Here is a 16,796-nt window from a genome sequence, read left to right on the forward strand (position 1 = left end):
CAAGCTTATTCCGAAACCTTGATTTCAAACATTTTATTCCATCTTTTTCCGGTAACAAAAAGCGTTTTGGTTTTAGGATTGTAAGCCAAACCGTTCAATACATCATTACCCAAATCGTGGCCCATCATGTTTACTTTTGTTTTTAGCTCTCTCAGGTCAATGATGCCTTCAACAGCACCAGTTTTTGGGTTGATGACAGCTACAGCGTCTTTTTGATAAACATTTCCGTAGATTTTTCCATTAACCCATTCCAATTCATTAACAGCTTTTATCTTGCTGCCTTCAGAGTATACATTGATATAATCGATTTCTTTCATGGTTTCCGGATCTAATATCCAGATTTTTTCAGTTCCGTCAGACTGGTAAATCTGTTTTCCGTCATTACACAATCCCCAGCCTTCTATTTTTTTGAAATATTGAAAAGTCTTGATTTGTTTTAGGTTATCTGCATTATAGATAAAACCTGTATTTTCCTGCCAGGTTAGTTGGTATACCTTGTTGTTTAAGATTGTAATTCCTTCTCCAAAATATCTCCCTTCAAGATTGACAGTTTGGTAGGATTCTCCGGTTTTATAGTCCGTTTTTATCAATTTGGAAGTACCACGTTGTCCGGTTCCTTCAAATAAGGTATCTCTATAAAATTCCAATCCCTGTGTATACGAACTTTCATTATGAGGATAGGTATTTACGATAGTATAAGAAAGCAATTTTGGCTTCACATTGGAAACCACTTCAATTCGGGCATCCGTTTCTACATTTTGACCGTCATAATATACGGTTGCTTTTATTTGCTGATAACCCAATTTAGAATCGGCTAAAGGAAAATCGAACTTGTTATTTCCTTTGACTGCACCAACTCTTTTTTCGTTTATAGAATAGACTATCGAATCGATGGTCATGTTTTTATCGTTTTTCATGACCAAAGAAAGTGATTCTTGGGGCTGATATGACGCTTTTAAGGCAGCTTGATCAATGCTGAATAAATTTTTTTCATCATTTTCATTGTCTCTGCAGGATACAAGTACTGTTCCTAATAAAATGAATGCTAATAGTTTATGATTTTTCATTGTTTTAAAATTGATTATGACAATATACAACCTTTATTTTATAACCGCCAATGGCCTTGCAAAAATATAAAATGTTTGTATATTTGCACCGGCAAGTCCTACACGACCAGCTCCTGCAGACTCCCCCAGGGTGGGAACACAGCAAGGGTAAGCGGTTGTAGCGGTGCGATGTAGGTCGCTTGCCATTTTTTTTAATCTTCCCTTTGCGGAGGATTTTTTGTTTTTAGCCCTTTCAGGGTTTTAGACCCTGAAAGGGTTTGGATAAAAAATAAACACTAAATTTGGCTTCAATTTCTAAACTTCTAAGAAGTCAAAATGTCTAAAACTATATTAATTACAGGCGGTTCTTCGGGAATCGGAAAATCAATAGGAGAGTATCTGACCCAAAAAGGCTATACGGTTTTTGGTACCAGTCGTAATCCGGAGCGTGTTACGGATTCTAAATTTCCTTTGGTAGCACTTGATGTAAGGGATGTTGAAAGTATTAAAAACGCTGTTTCCGAAGTCATACAAAAAGCAGGAAGATTGGATGTAGTAATCAATAATGCAGGTGTAGGAATTACAGGGCCGTTAGAAGAAATCCCAACATCTGAAATCAAAAACAATTTCGAAACCAATTTTTTTGGACCTATAGAAGTCATGAAAGCCGTATTGCCGCAAATGCGCTCTCAGAAATCGGGCCTAATCATTAATATTACTTCTATTGCAGGTTATATGGGATTGCCGTACAGGAGCGTTTATTCGGCTTCAAAAGGAGCCTTGGAATTGATTACCGAAGCTCTACGTATGGAAGTTAAAAACTTTGGAATAAAAATTACCAACATAGCTCCCGGAGATTTTGCTACCAATATTGCATCAGGAAGATTTCATGCACCTTTAATAAAAGGTTCTGCCTATGAAAAACCTTATGGAGATACACTTAAAATGATGGACGAGCATGTCGATTCAGGAAGTAATCCCGATATGATGGCAATTGCCGTTGCAAAAATCATAGCAACTCCTAATCCGAAGATCCATTATAAAGTAGGCGCCTTTATGCAAAAATTTTCTATTGTCTTAAAGCGGATACTGCCGGATAAAGTTTATGAAAAAATGCTAATGAACCATTATAAATTGTAATTTTGCAACCGAATTTTGAGTTTTTACTCAATACCTTAAAGCAGAAACACACAAATTAAATTATAACAAATGAAATTTTTTATTGACACAGCTAATCTGGCTCAAATTAAAGAAGCACAAGCACTTGGTGTATTGGATGGCGTAACTACTAATCCTTCATTGATGGCAAAAGAAGGCATCACAGGAAAGAACAATATCTTAAAACACTATGTAGATATTTGTAATCTTGTAGAAGGAGATGTAAGCGCTGAAGTAAATGCACTTGATTTTGAGGGCATGGTAAAAGAAGGTGAGGAGCTAGCTGAATTGCATGAGCAGATTGTAGTAAAATTGCCAATGACCAAAGAAGGTGTAATGGCTGCAAAATATTTTTCTGATAAAGGAATCAAGACAAACGTTACATTGGTATTCTCTGCAGGACAGGCTTTATTGGCTGCAAAAGCTGGAGCTACTTATGTTTCGCCATTTATTGGCCGTTTGGATGATGTTTCTACAGACGGTTTGAACCTGATTCAGGAAATCCGTGAGATTTATGACAATTATGGTTTTGAGACAGAAATTTTGGCTGCTTCAGTGCGTCACACAATGCATATCGTTAACTGTGCTAAAATTGGTGCAGATGTAATGACAGGACCACTTTCTGCTATCACAGGCTTGTTGAAACACCCATTAACAGATATCGGATTGGCTCAATTTATAGCTGATTTCGAAAAAGGAAATAAATAATACAGAGTATTTGATATAAAAAAATCCCGCCTAATAGCGGGATTTTTTGTTTGTAGTATTTAGTTTTTATTTGATTATCGGAGAAATATATATCCAATAAGTATATATATGTGCACTCTTTGCGACTCTGCGCCTTTGCGAGCATTATTTCAGGTGGTCAACAAACTTAACATCGAATAGATTTACGAAAGCGTTGTTGATTGTCCCGTCCGCATTTGTAATGATGGCGCGGTGTATTTTTGTGATAACCCATTTCTGTTTTAGTTCTTCAAAATCTTTTACTCGGAATTCTTCGATTTTTTCGAATTTGTATTTGGAAAGATTGTTTTTCCATTTTGACTGGTTATCATCAACATTGATGGCGATAAAATTATAGCCAGGATGTTTGGCTTTTAATTCCATTGCTTTTTTATGTGCTGTCTCAAAATGGGCTTTTGCGTTTTCGGTCCAAAAGAAAATGACTGTTTTTCCTTTAATAATATTTTCACTGCTTACTGTTTCTCCATCAAGGCCAATCAGACCTACATTAGGTAAAGGATTTCCGCTTTTCAGCATTTGGATTGCATTACCTATTTTGGTGATTTCGTTCTGATTTCCTTTATCCGTAGAAAGTTCGTTATACCGGTCAAGGAATTTTTTATTATTGAGGATATGCTGATCTTCTAAAAGATAGGCAAAAGCAATATTGTCTAGAATAGCATTTTTGATTTCAGGATTTTTGAAAAGCGTATCGGCAATATTCAATTTGGTAATATTCATTTCCAAAGCCTTGTCTTCGGGAGAAGCATTAGGGTCGGCTTTTTCGATTGCCATATTGTTAAGCATATAAGTAAGATACTTTACAAAAGGCGAGAAATTTGTCAGTCCCTTATTATTGTAATCAATTTCATCACGATATTGATAAAAATCCTTTGGAAGTTTTTCGGAAACATTTTCTCCGGTTCGTATTTCGTGTATTACCGGATAAATCTCTTTTTTAGTGTAATAAGGAAAATCAAGAGAAGCTAAGGCATAAATATCAAAATCATCGTTCCATTTCAATAATTCTTTTTTTGAATTATAATAGCTTTTTCTGGAGTGATAGGCTGAATCGATATATTTTGTGAATTTATTGAGGTCGTAATCAAACACGGTAAACATCTTGTCCCGATCTTCTTCATTCTTAAGATACATTTCCATCAGAAAATTGTTCTTTTCTTCTCCACGACCGCAAAACACGACAGATTCGTCAAAATCACTTGAATTCATGCGTACCATGATACTGTCGTTTTTGTCAAAATAGACATATTGGTACTCCGGTTCATGTTTAAAAGTATACAATCCGGGAGCCAATGAGTCAAATTTTTTGAAAAAACGATTGTTTCTGTCCAAAGGAATAGTGTCAATGACTTTATTGTCCTTAAGAAACAAAACGTAGCGGTTTAATGGATTTGAAACCTCTCCACCAAAGTAAGCAGTAAAATTATCGCTTTTGAATTTCTTTTCACAGGAGCATAGAGACAACAATGAAAGGAAAGAAATCGATACGATTTTGAAAACTTTTAAATTGTGCATTTAATTTGAATCTAATAAACAAAAATATTCAGACGCAACCAAACTCTCTGTTAATGCATAGTTAAATATAGATATTGCCAATTATTTAGAATGCCGTTAAATAACAGAGATTTATTTGAACCGGAACTTTAGGTTATGTTTTAAACTATATCTGGTTCTTGTGCCAAAAGTGCAGTATTTTTTCTACTTTTGCAAAACTTTTTTAAAACTATATTCATGTTAACAGTAAATAATTTATCAGTACAATTTGGCAAGAGAATTTTGTTTGATGAAGTAAATACAACCTTTACAGATGGTAATATTTACGGAGTCATTGGAGCAAATGGTGCTGGAAAATCCACATTTTTAAAAATACTTTCAGGAGATTTTGATGCAACTTCAGGAAATGTTTTCTTGGAACCAGGAAAACGTATGTCTGTGTTGAACCAGAACCATAACATGTTTGATGAGCACACGGTCTTGGAAACAGTGATGATGGGGAATAAAATCCTTTATGCTGTTAAAAAAGAAATGGATGCGCTTTATTTAGACTATACTGATGAAAATGCAGAAAGAATTGGAGAGCTTCAGGTTCAGTTTGAAGAAATGAACGGATGGAATGCTGATTCTGATGCTGCCTCGTTGCTTTCTAACTTAGGAATTAATGAAGACAGCCACTATACATTAATGGCCGATATGGAAGGAAAACTGAAAGTACGTGTGCTTTTGGCACAGGCACTTTTTGGAAATCCTGATGTACTGATTATGGATGAGCCTACCAACGACCTGGATTTTGAAACGATTGCATGGTTGGAAAACTTTTTAGCAAATTATGAAAATACCGTGATTGTCGTATCGCACGACCGTCACTTCCTGGATGCGGTTTGTACGCATATTTCAGATATTGATTTTGGAAAAATCAACCATTATTCAGGAAATTATACATTCTGGTATGAGTCCAGCCAATTAGCTGCAAAGCAAAGAGCTCAGCAGAATAAGAAAGCGGAAGAAAAGAAACAGGAATTGGAAGAATTCATCCGTCGTTTCAGTGCCAACGTTGCAAAATCAAAGCAGGCAACTTCCCGTAAAAAAATGATCAGTAAATTGAATATTGCTGAAATCAAGCCGTCAAGCCGTCGTTATCCTGCTATTATTTTTGATCAGGAAAGAGAAGCTGGTGACCAGATTTTAAATATCACAAACCTAAGTGCTTCTGTTGATGGTGAAACGCTATTTACAGGTGTAGACCTGAATATGGCTAAAGGCGACAAAATTGTTCTTTTCTCTAAAGATTCACGTGCTACGACTGCTTTTTATGAAATTTTGAATGGAAGTAAGGCTGCTGATTCCGGAACTTTTGATTGGGGAATCACAACAACACAAGCGTATCTTCCGGTTGAAAACCATGAGTTCTTTGACAACGACCTAAATTTGGTTGATTGGTTAAGACAGTGGGCAAAAACAGAAGAAGAACGCGATGAAGTTTATATCCGTGGTTTCTTAGGGAAAATGATTTTCTCTGGTGAAGAAGCTTTAAAAATAAGCCGAGTTCTGTCTGGAGGAGAAAAAGTACGTTGTATGCTTTCAAGAATGATGATGCAGAGAGCAAACGTTCTGATGCTTGACGAACCTACAAACCACTTGGATTTGGAATCGATTACAGCTTTCAACAACTCCTTGAAAAATTTCAAAGGATCAGTTATTTTCACGACTCATGATCATGAATTTGCACAAACTGTAGGTAATAGAGTTATTGAACTTACACCAAAAGGAGCAATTGACAGATACATGACCTTTGATGATTATCTTGATGATGAAAAGGTGCAGGAACTAAGAAAGAAAATGTATTCTTAAATTATAGAATAATACAAATAAAAAATCCCGTTACTTGCTAGTAGCGGGATTTTTTGGTTTTAATTATGGTTGGTTAGGTTGGGTGTTTATTTTTTAAATCTGCTAATGATAAAAATAATTAGAGCGATAATAGCAACGACAATAAAAACGCCGACGCCAACGCCTAAGTTAAAAATTCCTTCAACCACTTCGCAACTCGAAAAGGTAAGAAGTATCAAAAGCAGTACATTTATTCTGGCTAACTTGTTCATGGCTTTTTTTGTTTTGGTTTATATAGTTATAAAGGTCTTTTTTTTAAAAAGAAAAATATTACATGATTAATGTTTTTGGTTATATAATTTTAATAGAGGAGCTAAGTTGGTAAGGTTCTGAGGTGCTAAGGTTGAGTATTTTTGTTTGATAAAGAGAGAGTTATTGAAAATGAGCTTTTTTGAGTTTGCTTTTATTTGGTTTTAAATCTGTGGCAGAATAAAAATTTAGTAAAAAAAGAGGCTAAGTTGCTAAGGTTCTGAGATACTAAGTTTTGTTTTATGCTGTAAAAGAGAGAGTTGTTTGAAAGTGAGCTTTTTTGAGTTTGCTTTCATTTGGTATAAACTTTCAGATAGGTATCTCGTTTTAGTATAGAAGCAGGTTAGGGTAAAACTGTATTTTTATTTTACTTGAAAGTAAATTTTGCCTACTTTTACAAACCAAACACAACACTTCATTATGAGTCAAAAAATATTGCTTACTTCAAAAGAAGTCAATATCATTCTGCATCGTTTGGCCTGTCAGTTAATTGAAAAGCATCTTGATTTTTCAGATACGATTCTTGTAGGAATCCAGCCTCGCGGAACCTTTTTGGCAGAACGCCTGAAGGAATTGCTTTTAAAAGAATACAAAGTACAGGATGTCGCTTTAGGCTATCTGGACATTACTTTTTTTAGAGATGATTTCCGTAGGACAGAAAAACCTCTCGAAGCCAATAAAACACAGATCAACTTTTTGGTAGAAAATAAGAAAGTCATTTTTATTGATGATGTATTATATACCGGAAGGAGTATTCGTTCTGCTTTGACAGCCATTCAATCCTTTGGAAGACCATCAGAAATTGAACTGCTGGTTTTGATTGATAGACGATTTAGCCGCCATTTGCCAATCCAACCAGATTATAGAGGTAGACAGGTCGACTCCATAAATAATGAAAAGGTAAAAGTATGCTGGAAAGAGCAGGAGGGAGAAGATGTAGTATACTTGGTAACTAATTAGTTCTTATAAATAACAACACAACAACACATATAAAAATGAGCGAATTAAGCGTAAATCATTTATTAGGAATAAAATATATCACCAAACAAGATATTGACCTTATTTTTGAAACAGCCGATCATTTTAAGGAAGTAATCAACCGACCAATTAAAAAAGTTCCTTCGCTTCGAGATATTACCATAGCCAACATATTTTTTGAAAACAGTACCAGGACCAAATTGTCCTTTGAATTGGCACAAAAACGTCTCTCAGCTGATGTTATCAGTTTTTCTGCAGCACAGTCTTCTGTTAAAAAAGGAGAAACACTGATCGATACTGTAAATAATATCCTTTCAATGAAAGTTGATATGGTTGTCATGAGGCACTCTAATCCCGGAGCAGCTTATTTTCTTTCACAAAATGTAAATGCGAGTATTGTCAATGCTGGTGATGGAGCACACGAACATCCAACGCAAGGCTTGCTGGATTCCTTTACGATTAGAGAAAAACTAGGCGAAGTTGCCGGAAAAAAAGTCGTTATCGTAGGAGATATTCTGCATTCGAGAGTTGCACTTTCCAATATCTATGCACTTAAAATGCAGGGAGCCGAAGTTAAGGTTTGTGGACCTAAGACTTTAATTCCAAAATATATCGAATCTTTAGGAGTTACTGTTGAACCAAACCTTAGAAAAGCCCTTGAATGGTGTGATGTCGCAAACATGCTTCGAGTTCAGAATGAAAGAATGGATGTGAATTACTTTCCTTCAACAAGAGAATATACGCAACAATACGGAGTAGATAAGGCATTTTTAGATTCGCTAAATAAGGAAATCGTAATTATGCACCCGGGACCAATCAATCGTGGTGTCGAAATCTCCTCTGATGTAGCCGATTCACAACAATCGGTTATCCTAAATCAGGTTGAAAATGGTGTTGCAATACGTATGGCTGTAATTTATCTTCTGGCATCAAAAATTAAGCAATAGGAATAGAAAAGCCAAAAACCTTTGTAACTTTGGGCTTAGCAAACTTTACTTCTAAAAAAATAAGACAATATGAAAGTTGATCAAAAAGGACATACAACAGTAATAAGAGATACTCAAGGTAATGTAGGTTCTTTTCTGGAAAAAGTAACAAATGAATATGGGAGTTTCAAAAACCATAACCTTATTTTGGATATCTCATCGGATAAAGATGTGAGCTTAGACCAGGTACTTTCTTTCCTGTCCTTGTCAAACAAACACCGAAAAGCAAAAAAATCATTCGTAATTGTTGTTAATGATTTTGACTTTAATGAAGTTCCAGACGAAATGATCGTTGTCCCTACTATTCTTGAAGCTCATGATATTATTGAGATGGAGGAAATTGAAAGAGATTTAGGGTTTTAGATTTAAGATTTTTGATTTGGGATTTCTGATTTAGGATTTTTGATTTAAGAGTAAAAAATGAAGCTGACCATTCTTGGCTGTTATGCCGCTACACCCAGAACTATTACAAATCCTACATCGCAGGTTTTGGAAATAAGAGACCGGATGTTTCTGATTGATTGTGGCGAAGGAACGCAGGTTCAGCTACGGAAAAACAAGATCAAGTTTTCTAAAATAAATCATATTTTTATTTCCCACCTTCATGGCGACCATGTTTACGGACTTGTTGGCCTGGTATCTACTTATATGCTTTTGAATAGGGTTGATGATCTTCATATTTATGGGCCGAAAGGAATAAAAGAGATTATTACACTACAACTGAAGCTTTCTAATTCATGGACCAACTATAATCTTTATTTCCACGAACTGGAATCGACCGAATCCGAAACCGTTTTTGAAGATGAAAAGGTTATTGTAAAGACAATTCCTCTAAAACACAGAATATATACCAATGGCTATTTATTTCTGGAAAAATTCAACGAAAGAAAGCTCAATATCGATGCGGTACAGCAATATGAAATTGATCAAGTATATTATAAGAAAATCAAATACGGCGGCGATATTACTTTAGAAGACGGCCGTGTTATTCCAAATACCGAATTGACTTTTGATCCGGATACTCCAAAGAGCTATGCCTTTTGTTCGGATACGTTGTATAACGAAGATATACTGCCGCTGATTGAAAATGTAGATGTTCTTTACCATGAATCTACCTTTTTAGAATCGGAAGCCATACTGGCTGAAAAAACCATGCATTCTACAGCTAAAGAAGCTGCCCGAATTGCCCTTAAAGCAAATGCCAAAAATCTGGTATTGGGACATTACTCTACACGATATGAATCGATTCAGAAATTTAAGGACGAAGCTGAAACTATTTTTCCCAATGTCTTTTTGGGAGATGACGGAGAGAGTTTTTCTTTTTGAGGTACTAAGGCTTTCTTTTAAAGTCGCTAAGTAACTAAGATAATGTGTTTTCTTTTTGAGGTACTAAGGTTCTAAGCGGCTAAGGTGCTAAGACTTTCTTTTGAAGTCGCTAAGTAACTAAGATAATGTGTTTTCTTTTTAAAAAGATTTTAAGATCCTAAGCAGCTAAGGTTAGTTTATTAACTAGGATTAAATTTTGAACCTCAAAAAAACTTATTTCCTCAGAACCTTAGTATTTTTTCCTTATTTACTCAAAACCTCAAAACCTCAAAACCTCAAAACCTTAGTACCTTAGTACCTTAGCCACTTAGCCACTCAAAAAACAACTGACAAATATCATATCCTCACTTCACAAAGTTTGTAACTTTGTAATTCAAAATCTCCAATTAACCAAGCTATGAAAGATTTAAGCGATTACAGAAAATCATACGAAAAGAGCGAATTGATTGAAACTGCTATACCAGATAATCCTTTTGAATTATTTGGACTGTGGTTTCAGGAAGCCGAAGCTATAGGCGGAACAGAAGAAGTTAATGCAATGACTATTGCTACTATCGGAAAAGATGGTTTCCCGAAATCAAGAATTGTTCTCTTAAAACAGCTGACTTCGGAAGGATTTATTTTCTTTACTAATTATGAATCCGAAAAAGGAAAAGCTATAGCTGATAATCCAAACGTCTGCCTTTCCTTCTTTTGGCCCTATGCTGAAAGGCAAGTAATCATTAAAGGCAAGGCAGAAAAAACATCGGATGAAGTTTCTGATGCTTATTTCCAATCCAGGCCATTTGGTAGCCAATTAGGAGCGCTTGCTTCACACCAAAGTGAAATCATATCAAATAGGGAAGTCCTTGAAGATAAAGTAAAGGATTTGGAAGAAGAATTTATAGGAAAAGTAATTAATCGCCCTGACTATTGGGGAGGTTATCTAGTCAAGCCTTATGAAATTGAATTTTGGCAGGGAAGACCTAACAGGCTTCATGATCGAATTCGCTTCCAATACCGTGAAAACACATGGAAAAAAGATAGGCTTTCCTCATGATTTATAGGAATAATAGCATGAAAGATATAAAAAGATGCATTTCATCGATTTTATTTTGCAGTTAAACGATGTTTTTGTAATATTGACTCGTTAAGTAAGAGACGTGCCCCATCATTAATCTTACGGAACAATTTGGAAAAGTTTACCCAAGGCTTTTTTGAATTATGAACCAAAACACTTAACCTATGAAAGCAATAATGCTAAGAACATTAATGCCTATGGCATTCTTGTTCACAATGTTATCCTGTTCTTCAGATTCATCTGATGAGGGTAACCTTCCAAACGGAAATTCGGCTTTAGTCGAGAACTACGACTACAATCCCACAGAATTAGAATTGATGCGTATTATCAACGAACACAGACAATCGATCAATTTACCGGTTTTACAACCGATCAATCACATTTCTTACAAATCCGAAGAGCACAACGAGTACATGATCGAAAACAATGTTGTCAATCATGCCTACTTTGAAGAAAGATCACAAAACCTGGTGCAAGTACTTGGAGCAGTTAAAGTCAATGAAAATGTGGCTTATAGCTTCAATACACCTCAGGCCGCATTACAAGCCTGGCTTGAAAGTCCTAGTCACAAGGCAAACATCGAAGGAGATTTTACTCATTTTGGAATCTCAGTTCGTATCAGCCCAGAAACAGGACGAAAGTATTATACAAATATGTTTATAAAAAAATAAGCAGATAAGACTCAGTATTATAAGACTGCAGTTTGTATTGCAGTCTTTTTTTTGAGACTGTCCAAAAGATTGTTATTTAACGTTCACCTTTCCATTTTTACTGACTGCAATAATATGACAGGAATTATTTTTTAGATAATTAATATTAGATGGGGTTTAATTTTCGTGGATTATTTTTTTTAAAATACATTCATTTAAGATTGTTCTTTTGTTCTGATTATTCTTTCGTAAAGGACTCTGTGAAAACTATTGTATGGGGATATATTTTAAATATATTACAATGGGTCGAATAACAAAAAAAGCATCCTGCTAGTCCAGGATGCTTTTGCTTTTTATAGTATTTTGATATTTTATAATTCAGTGATTATAAATTCACTTCTTCTGTTTAATTGGTGTTCTTCTTCAGAACATGGAACTCCATCAGAACATTTGTTTACCAATTGTGTTTCGCCATAACCTTTTCCGGTTAATCGTGATGCCTGTATTCCATCGCCAACCATCCAGGCAATAGTTGATTTTGCTCTGCGATCGGATAGTCTTTCATTATATTGGTGTGTCTGACGGCTATCTGTATGCGATCTTACATCAACCTTCATCGTTGGATATTCTTTCATTACGTCAACGATTTTAGCTAAATCAGTAGCTGCATCCGGACGGATATTCCATTTATCCAAGTCAAAATAAATAATCTTGATACCAAATGCTTTTGCAAGGTCATCACCAACTTTAACTTTCTTAACTGCTTTTTCTAAAGCAATAGGTAAGTCGGTTTCTCCACTTTCTTTTGGTAAAGTTACTTTTGATTCCTTAGTTACGTATTCTTGTTTCTCGGCTCTTACATAATATGATTTGCCACATTGTACATCTTCAAAAGAATATTTTCCTGAAGCATCAGATGTGACTTCTTTTAATTTGTTGAACTTTTCATCAAATAAGGTCACTTTAGTATTTGGAAGTATAGCTCCGGTTTCCATATCGGTTATAATTCCTGCCAGAAGCTGTTCACAAGCAAATTCAAGTCTTTGGGTTTCGACAAACTTATAGATGTCATCATTACCACTTCCGCCATCTCTGTTAGAGCTTAGAAAGCCTATTCTTGTTTTGGAGTTAATGATATATCCAAAATCATCTTTTTTGCTATTGGCAGGTTCTCCAAGGTTCTTAACTTCTTTGAAGCTACCGTCATTTCCCATTTTTGAAACGAAAATATCAAAACCGCCAAGTCCAAGTTGACCGTCAGAAGCAAAATACAATTCATTCTCGTCAGATACGAATGGAAAAGATTCTCTTCCTGGCGTGTTGATTTGAGTTCCCAGATTTTCAGGAGTACCAAAACTTCCATCGGCATTGATACTTACTTTAAAAATATCAGATTGTCCTAAAGTTCCCGGCATATCCGAAGCAAAATATAATGTTTTTCCATCAGGACTCAAAGCAGGGTGGGCCACACTATAATTATTATTGTTAAAAGGAAGTTCTGTAACGTTTGTCCATTTGTCACCTTCTAAAGTAGCCTTGTAAATTTTTAATAAGGTTACTTTGTCGCTGCTTTTGCCTTTTTTCCCGTCGTTGTAATTATTTCGGGTAAAAAACATAGTCTTTCCATCTTTAGAAAAAGCAGGAGTAGCTTCGTGAAATTTGGTATTCAGGCTTTTTGCAAATTTTTGTGGAGCAGAAAGTGCGCCTTCGGCACTTAAGTCAGAAACATACATATTAGTAAAATACATATTCGTCCAGGCATGTTGTCTTTTTGAAAAGTTTCCGGTATCACGTGCTGATGCAAAAACCACTTTATCTCCAAAAAAAGCACTTCCATAATCAGAATACTCAGAATTTATTCCGGCATTTTCGATTTTATACCTGCCAGAATTTTTCTTGATTTCTTCCAGATAATTCTTTTTTTGCTCATATAGTTTTCCACGAGAATCAGTACTTGATTTCTGATTAAACTTCTGAAGCATTTCGTTAGCTTTATCATATTCTCCAATTCCTTTTAAAGATTGAGAATAGCGGTAAAAATATTCAGGCTCTACATCTTGCGTCATGGCAAAAAGTTCACCATACCATTTGGCAGCATTTTCCAAATCCGCATTGAAATAATAGGAGTTTCCAAGCTTTTCAAGCATGTCTTGTGACTTGTATCCTTTTTCAGCAACACGCTCATAGGTTTTTATAGCATCAATGTAAGCATATTTCTCATACTTCTTATCTGCAGATGCCACAGCCGATTTTTGCGAATATCCGTTGAAGCAGATAGCGCTCAAAAATGCGAGGTATATAAATTTGATTTTCATGATTACACGGTATTAGAAGAACCTAGGTGAAGTTACTTTGTTGAATTTGTTGAAAAGCTCAAATCGAAGGAATATTTCGTGCGAGCCAGAGTTATAATTGGATAATTTTGTAGTTTCTAAGTCATATCCATAGCCTACAAATAATCCATCTGTAACTTGGAAACCAGCCATAGCACTTACCGCAGCATCCCATCTCCAAGCTGCACCAATAGTGAATTTATCGTTGAACAAGAAATTACCAGATACATCAAGCTGTAGGGGAGCGCCTTCAATGGTTTTCATAAGGAAAGCAGGCTTAAATTTAATGCTAGGGCTCAAATCAAATACATAACCTCCAATGAAATAAAAGTTCATTCTTTCTTTATAAACCGAAACAGAGTTGTCTTCGTAACGGGTAGTTTGAAAGAAGTTAGGAACCGAAAGACCTACATATAATTTGTCAGAATGGAAATAAACTCCAGCTCCAACATTAGGTGTAAAATTGCTATTGAAATTTTGTAGATGCGGATCGCCGGCATCAGCAGGATTTAGCTTGTTTACATCCAGGCTAAAAAGATTTGCTGTTCCCTTAATACCAAATGAAAGATTATAGGTTTCAGATGTCTGAACAGTATAAGATATATCTGCTGAAATAGTATTTTCGTCTGTTGGCCCAATTCTGTCATTGACAAAAGAAAGTCCAACACCTATTTTACTATTATTGATAGGCGTGTTTAAAGAAACTGCATTGGTTACAGGAGCTCCATCCAAACCAACCCATTGCGTTCTATGAAGGCCGAAAATACTCATCACGCCTCTGGAGCCAGCATAGGCCGGATTTATATTAATAGTGTTGTACATATATTGCGTGTATTGAGCGTCTTGTTGCGCAAAACCTGCAAAACTTGTCAACAGTAAAGCGAAAAATAAAAATTTTGTTTTCATTTATTTGTTTGTTTAGTTCCAGGGATTTGCATCCCTGGAAGTTTGACTCTATCTATTAATATATAGATAACTTGCTTTTTCTCTAGATTTTCCTTCAGCATCGACATATTTCAGTACGTAGTAGTAAGTTCCATCAGGTAATTCTTCTGATTTTTTTACTGTGGCACGACCTTCAGATACACCTCTAAATACTTTAGTGTTGTTGTCGTAACCTTGAGCGTCAAATACTAAAACTCCCCAACGATTATAAATTTCTACACTGTTGTTTGGATAACAATCAAGACCTTCAATTTTAAAGAACTCGTTTAGACCATCACCGTTTGGTGTCATAGCGTTGTGAACAATGACTTCACATGGTGCCAAAACGATACAGTCGTCATTTACATTCATATTAATTTGAATTGTTCTAGGACAATCGCCGTCTGCTATCACATAGCTTAATATATAATCTCCAAGAACAACATTAGCAGGATTAAATATACTTCCTAGTAGCCCTCGGGAATTATTAGTATCAATCCATGTTCCAGTTCTTTCTATAGAATTGTCAAGTAATGTAAACAAATCGATTGAAAGATCTTGAATACATAGTTCGCTGGCAATCGTTTCTGTTGGATTTGATATCGTAACATTTATTGTTTGCGTAACTACATTTGAATTTCCACAGCTGTCAGTCGCAGACCAAGATCTGATGATTGTATAACCTGTTGCTGTCTGATTTTCAATCTGTTCATCAAATATAACATTTTCTACTGAAGAACAAGAGTCTGTAAATTCTAAAGCTGGTGCTTCTGGTACCTCACTACATACAACATTTATCGTTGTTTCAAGTGGTGTAATCAAAGTTGGAGCTGTATTATCTTCAACAGTTATTATCTGAGTCGCAGAAGTTATATTACCGCATAAATCAACTGCTGTCCATGTTCTTGTGATAATCTTATCTCCAGCACAAGCACCATTTTCAATAGTTTCAAGCATTGTAACAGTTGCCAGACTACAGTTATCGGTAGCTGTTAACGTTACTGCTGCTGGAACAGCTCCACAAGCTACAGTAACATCTGTAGGTACAGTTTCTACGAATGTAGGACCTTGGTTGTCAGTTACAGTCACTACTTGTGTATGGTCTACAGTGTTTCCGCAAAGGTCAGTAGCCGTCCATTTTCTTGTTAGCGTATAGCTTCCACCGCAAGTACCTTCAGTTCTTGTCTCAGCGAATGTTACAGTTGCACTTCCACAAGCGTCAGTTGCAGTAAGCGTAGCCGCAGCCGGGATATTGTCACAAGACGCAGCCACTTCGGCAGCAGGCAATGTTCCATCGAACGCAGGAGCCTGAGTATCGGTTACAGTCACTACTTGAGTATGCTCGACAGTGTTACCGCAAAGGTCAGCCGCAGTCCATTTTCTTGTAAGCGTGTAGCTTCCAGCACAAGCACCGTCAGTTCTAGTTTCAACTAATGTCACTGTAGCAGTTCCACAAGCGTCAGTTGCAGTAAGCGTAGCCGCAACCGGTATGTTATCGCAAGATGCAGCCAGTTCAGCAACAGGCAATGTTCCATCGAACGCAGGAGCCTGTGTATCAGTCACTGTAATTGTCTGTATATGTTCTGTAGTATTACCACAAAGGTCAGCCGCAGTCCATTTTCTTGTAAGCGTATAGTTTCCGGCACAAGCACCGTCAGTTCTAGTCTCGGCGAATGTTACAGTCGCAGATCCACAAGCATCAGTTGCAGTAAGCGTAGCCGCAGCCGGGATATTGTCGCAAGACGCAGCCAGTTCGGCAGCAGGCAATGTTCCTGCGAATACAGGAGCCTGAGTATCGGTCACATTAACCACTTGAGTGTGCTCGGCAATGTTACCGCAAAGGTCAGTAGCCGTCCATTTTCTTGTAAGGGTATAGCTTCCGGCACAAGCACCGTCAGTTCTAGTCTCTGCAAAAGTTACAGTCGCAGTTCCGCAAGCATCGGTTGCAGTAA

General features: G+C 36.2%; 15 protein-coding genes and 1 other RNA gene. 10 read left to right on the top strand and 6 right to left on the bottom strand.

The features are described 5' to 3' along the window. Window positions 1-5: 5 nt before the first annotated feature. Window positions 6-1,067 carry a glutaminyl-peptide cyclotransferase gene (locus FJA49_RS05430; protein WP_139999651.1) on the bottom strand — a complete coding sequence of 354 codons (1,062 nt, stop codon included), beginning with the start codon at window positions 1,065-1,067 and terminating at the stop codon, window positions 6-8. 89 nt (window positions 1,068-1,156) lie between these two features. On the opposite strand from FJA49_RS05430, the gene ffs reads away from it, so the two are divergent. The 3 genes from ffs (at window position 1,157) to fsa (ending at window position 2,912) form a co-directional block, all read left to right on the top strand. Beyond that, an RNA gene (ffs, locus tag FJA49_RS05435) (signal recognition particle sRNA small type) lies at window positions 1,157-1,255 on the top strand. 127 nt (window positions 1,256-1,382) lie between these two features. Further along, window positions 1,383-2,186: an SDR family oxidoreductase gene (locus FJA49_RS05440; protein ID WP_139999653.1), complete on the top strand. Its 804-nt coding sequence runs from the start codon at window positions 1,383-1,385 to the stop codon at window positions 2,184-2,186. A 69-nt stretch (window positions 2,187-2,255) separates the two neighbouring features. Continuing rightward, a complete protein-coding gene (gene fsa / locus FJA49_RS05445; protein WP_139999655.1) occupies window positions 2,256-2,912 on the top strand; it encodes a fructose-6-phosphate aldolase in 657 nt (218 codons plus the stop codon). A gap of 144 nt (window positions 2,913-3,056) precedes the next feature. Here the strand turns inward: fsa and FJA49_RS05450 are convergent, their stop codons facing one another. Continuing rightward, window positions 3,057-4,466: a TlpA family protein disulfide reductase gene (locus FJA49_RS05450; protein WP_139999657.1), complete on the bottom strand. Its 1,410-nt coding sequence runs from the start codon at window positions 4,464-4,466 to the stop codon at window positions 3,057-3,059. 216 nt (window positions 4,467-4,682) lie between these two features. Between FJA49_RS05450 and FJA49_RS05455 the strand changes: the two genes are divergently transcribed. Beyond that, window positions 4,683-6,299: an ABC-F family ATP-binding cassette domain-containing protein gene (locus tag FJA49_RS05455; protein ID WP_139999659.1), complete on the top strand. Its 1,617-nt coding sequence runs from the start codon at window positions 4,683-4,685 to the stop codon at window positions 6,297-6,299. 86 nt (window positions 6,300-6,385) lie between these two features. On the opposite strand, the gene FJA49_RS18485 is transcribed toward FJA49_RS05455, so the two are convergent. After that, complete coding sequence (locus FJA49_RS18485; RefSeq protein ID WP_199758355.1) at window positions 6,386-6,550, bottom strand: hypothetical protein; 165 nt, start codon at window positions 6,548-6,550, stop codon at window positions 6,386-6,388. Window positions 6,551-7,007: 457 nt separating this feature from the next. Here FJA49_RS18485 and pyrR point away from each other — a divergent pair, with 457 nt between their 5' ends. The 6 genes from pyrR (at window position 7,008) to FJA49_RS05485 (ending at window position 11,608) form a co-directional block, all read left to right on the top strand. After that, window positions 7,008-7,547, top strand: a complete 540-nt coding sequence (gene pyrR, locus FJA49_RS05460) for a bifunctional pyr operon transcriptional regulator/uracil phosphoribosyltransferase PyrR (RefSeq protein ID WP_056066660.1) — start codon at window positions 7,008-7,010, stop codon at window positions 7,545-7,547. A gap of 35 nt (window positions 7,548-7,582) precedes the next feature. Then, window positions 7,583-8,512 (top strand): aspartate carbamoyltransferase catalytic subunit, encoded by a 930-nt coding sequence (locus tag FJA49_RS05465; RefSeq protein ID WP_139999662.1) that lies wholly within the window; start codon window positions 7,583-7,585, stop codon window positions 8,510-8,512. A gap of 69 nt (window positions 8,513-8,581) precedes the next feature. Continuing rightward, complete coding sequence (locus FJA49_RS05470; RefSeq protein ID WP_139999664.1) at window positions 8,582-8,914, top strand: ribonuclease Z; 333 nt, start codon at window positions 8,582-8,584, stop codon at window positions 8,912-8,914. Window positions 8,915-8,971: 57 nt separating this feature from the next. After that, on the top strand, window positions 8,972-9,877 hold the full coding sequence (locus tag FJA49_RS05475; RefSeq protein WP_139999666.1) for a ribonuclease Z: 906 nt from the start codon (window positions 8,972-8,974) through the stop codon (window positions 9,875-9,877). Window positions 9,878-10,274: 397 nt separating this feature from the next. Further along, window positions 10,275-10,916 (top strand): pyridoxamine 5'-phosphate oxidase, encoded by a 642-nt coding sequence (pdxH, locus tag FJA49_RS05480; protein WP_139999668.1) that lies wholly within the window; start codon window positions 10,275-10,277, stop codon window positions 10,914-10,916. Between the two features lie 185 nt (window positions 10,917-11,101). After that, window positions 11,102-11,608 (top strand): CAP domain-containing protein, encoded by a 507-nt coding sequence (locus tag FJA49_RS05485; RefSeq protein WP_139999670.1) that lies wholly within the window; start codon window positions 11,102-11,104, stop codon window positions 11,606-11,608. A gap of 350 nt (window positions 11,609-11,958) precedes the next feature. Here the strand turns inward: FJA49_RS05485 and FJA49_RS05490 are convergent, their stop codons facing one another. The 3 genes from FJA49_RS05490 to FJA49_RS05500 form a co-directional block, all read right to left on the bottom strand. Continuing rightward, window positions 11,959-13,902: an OmpA family protein gene (locus tag FJA49_RS05490; protein ID WP_139999672.1), complete on the bottom strand. Its 1,944-nt coding sequence runs from the start codon at window positions 13,900-13,902 to the stop codon at window positions 11,959-11,961. A gap of 12 nt (window positions 13,903-13,914) precedes the next feature. After that, entirely contained in the window at window positions 13,915-14,826 is a 912-nt protein-coding gene (locus tag FJA49_RS05495; protein ID WP_139999674.1) for a PorP/SprF family type IX secretion system membrane protein, read from the bottom strand. Between the two features lie 48 nt (window positions 14,827-14,874). After that, window positions 14,875-16,796 (bottom strand): gliding motility-associated C-terminal domain-containing protein (locus FJA49_RS05500; RefSeq protein WP_139999676.1); only part of this gene is annotated, 1,922 nt, incomplete at its 5' end.

Source organism: Flavobacterium microcysteis (assembly GCF_006385255.1).
Classification (GTDB): domain Bacteria; phylum Bacteroidota; class Bacteroidia; order Flavobacteriales; family Flavobacteriaceae; genus Flavobacterium; species Flavobacterium microcysteis.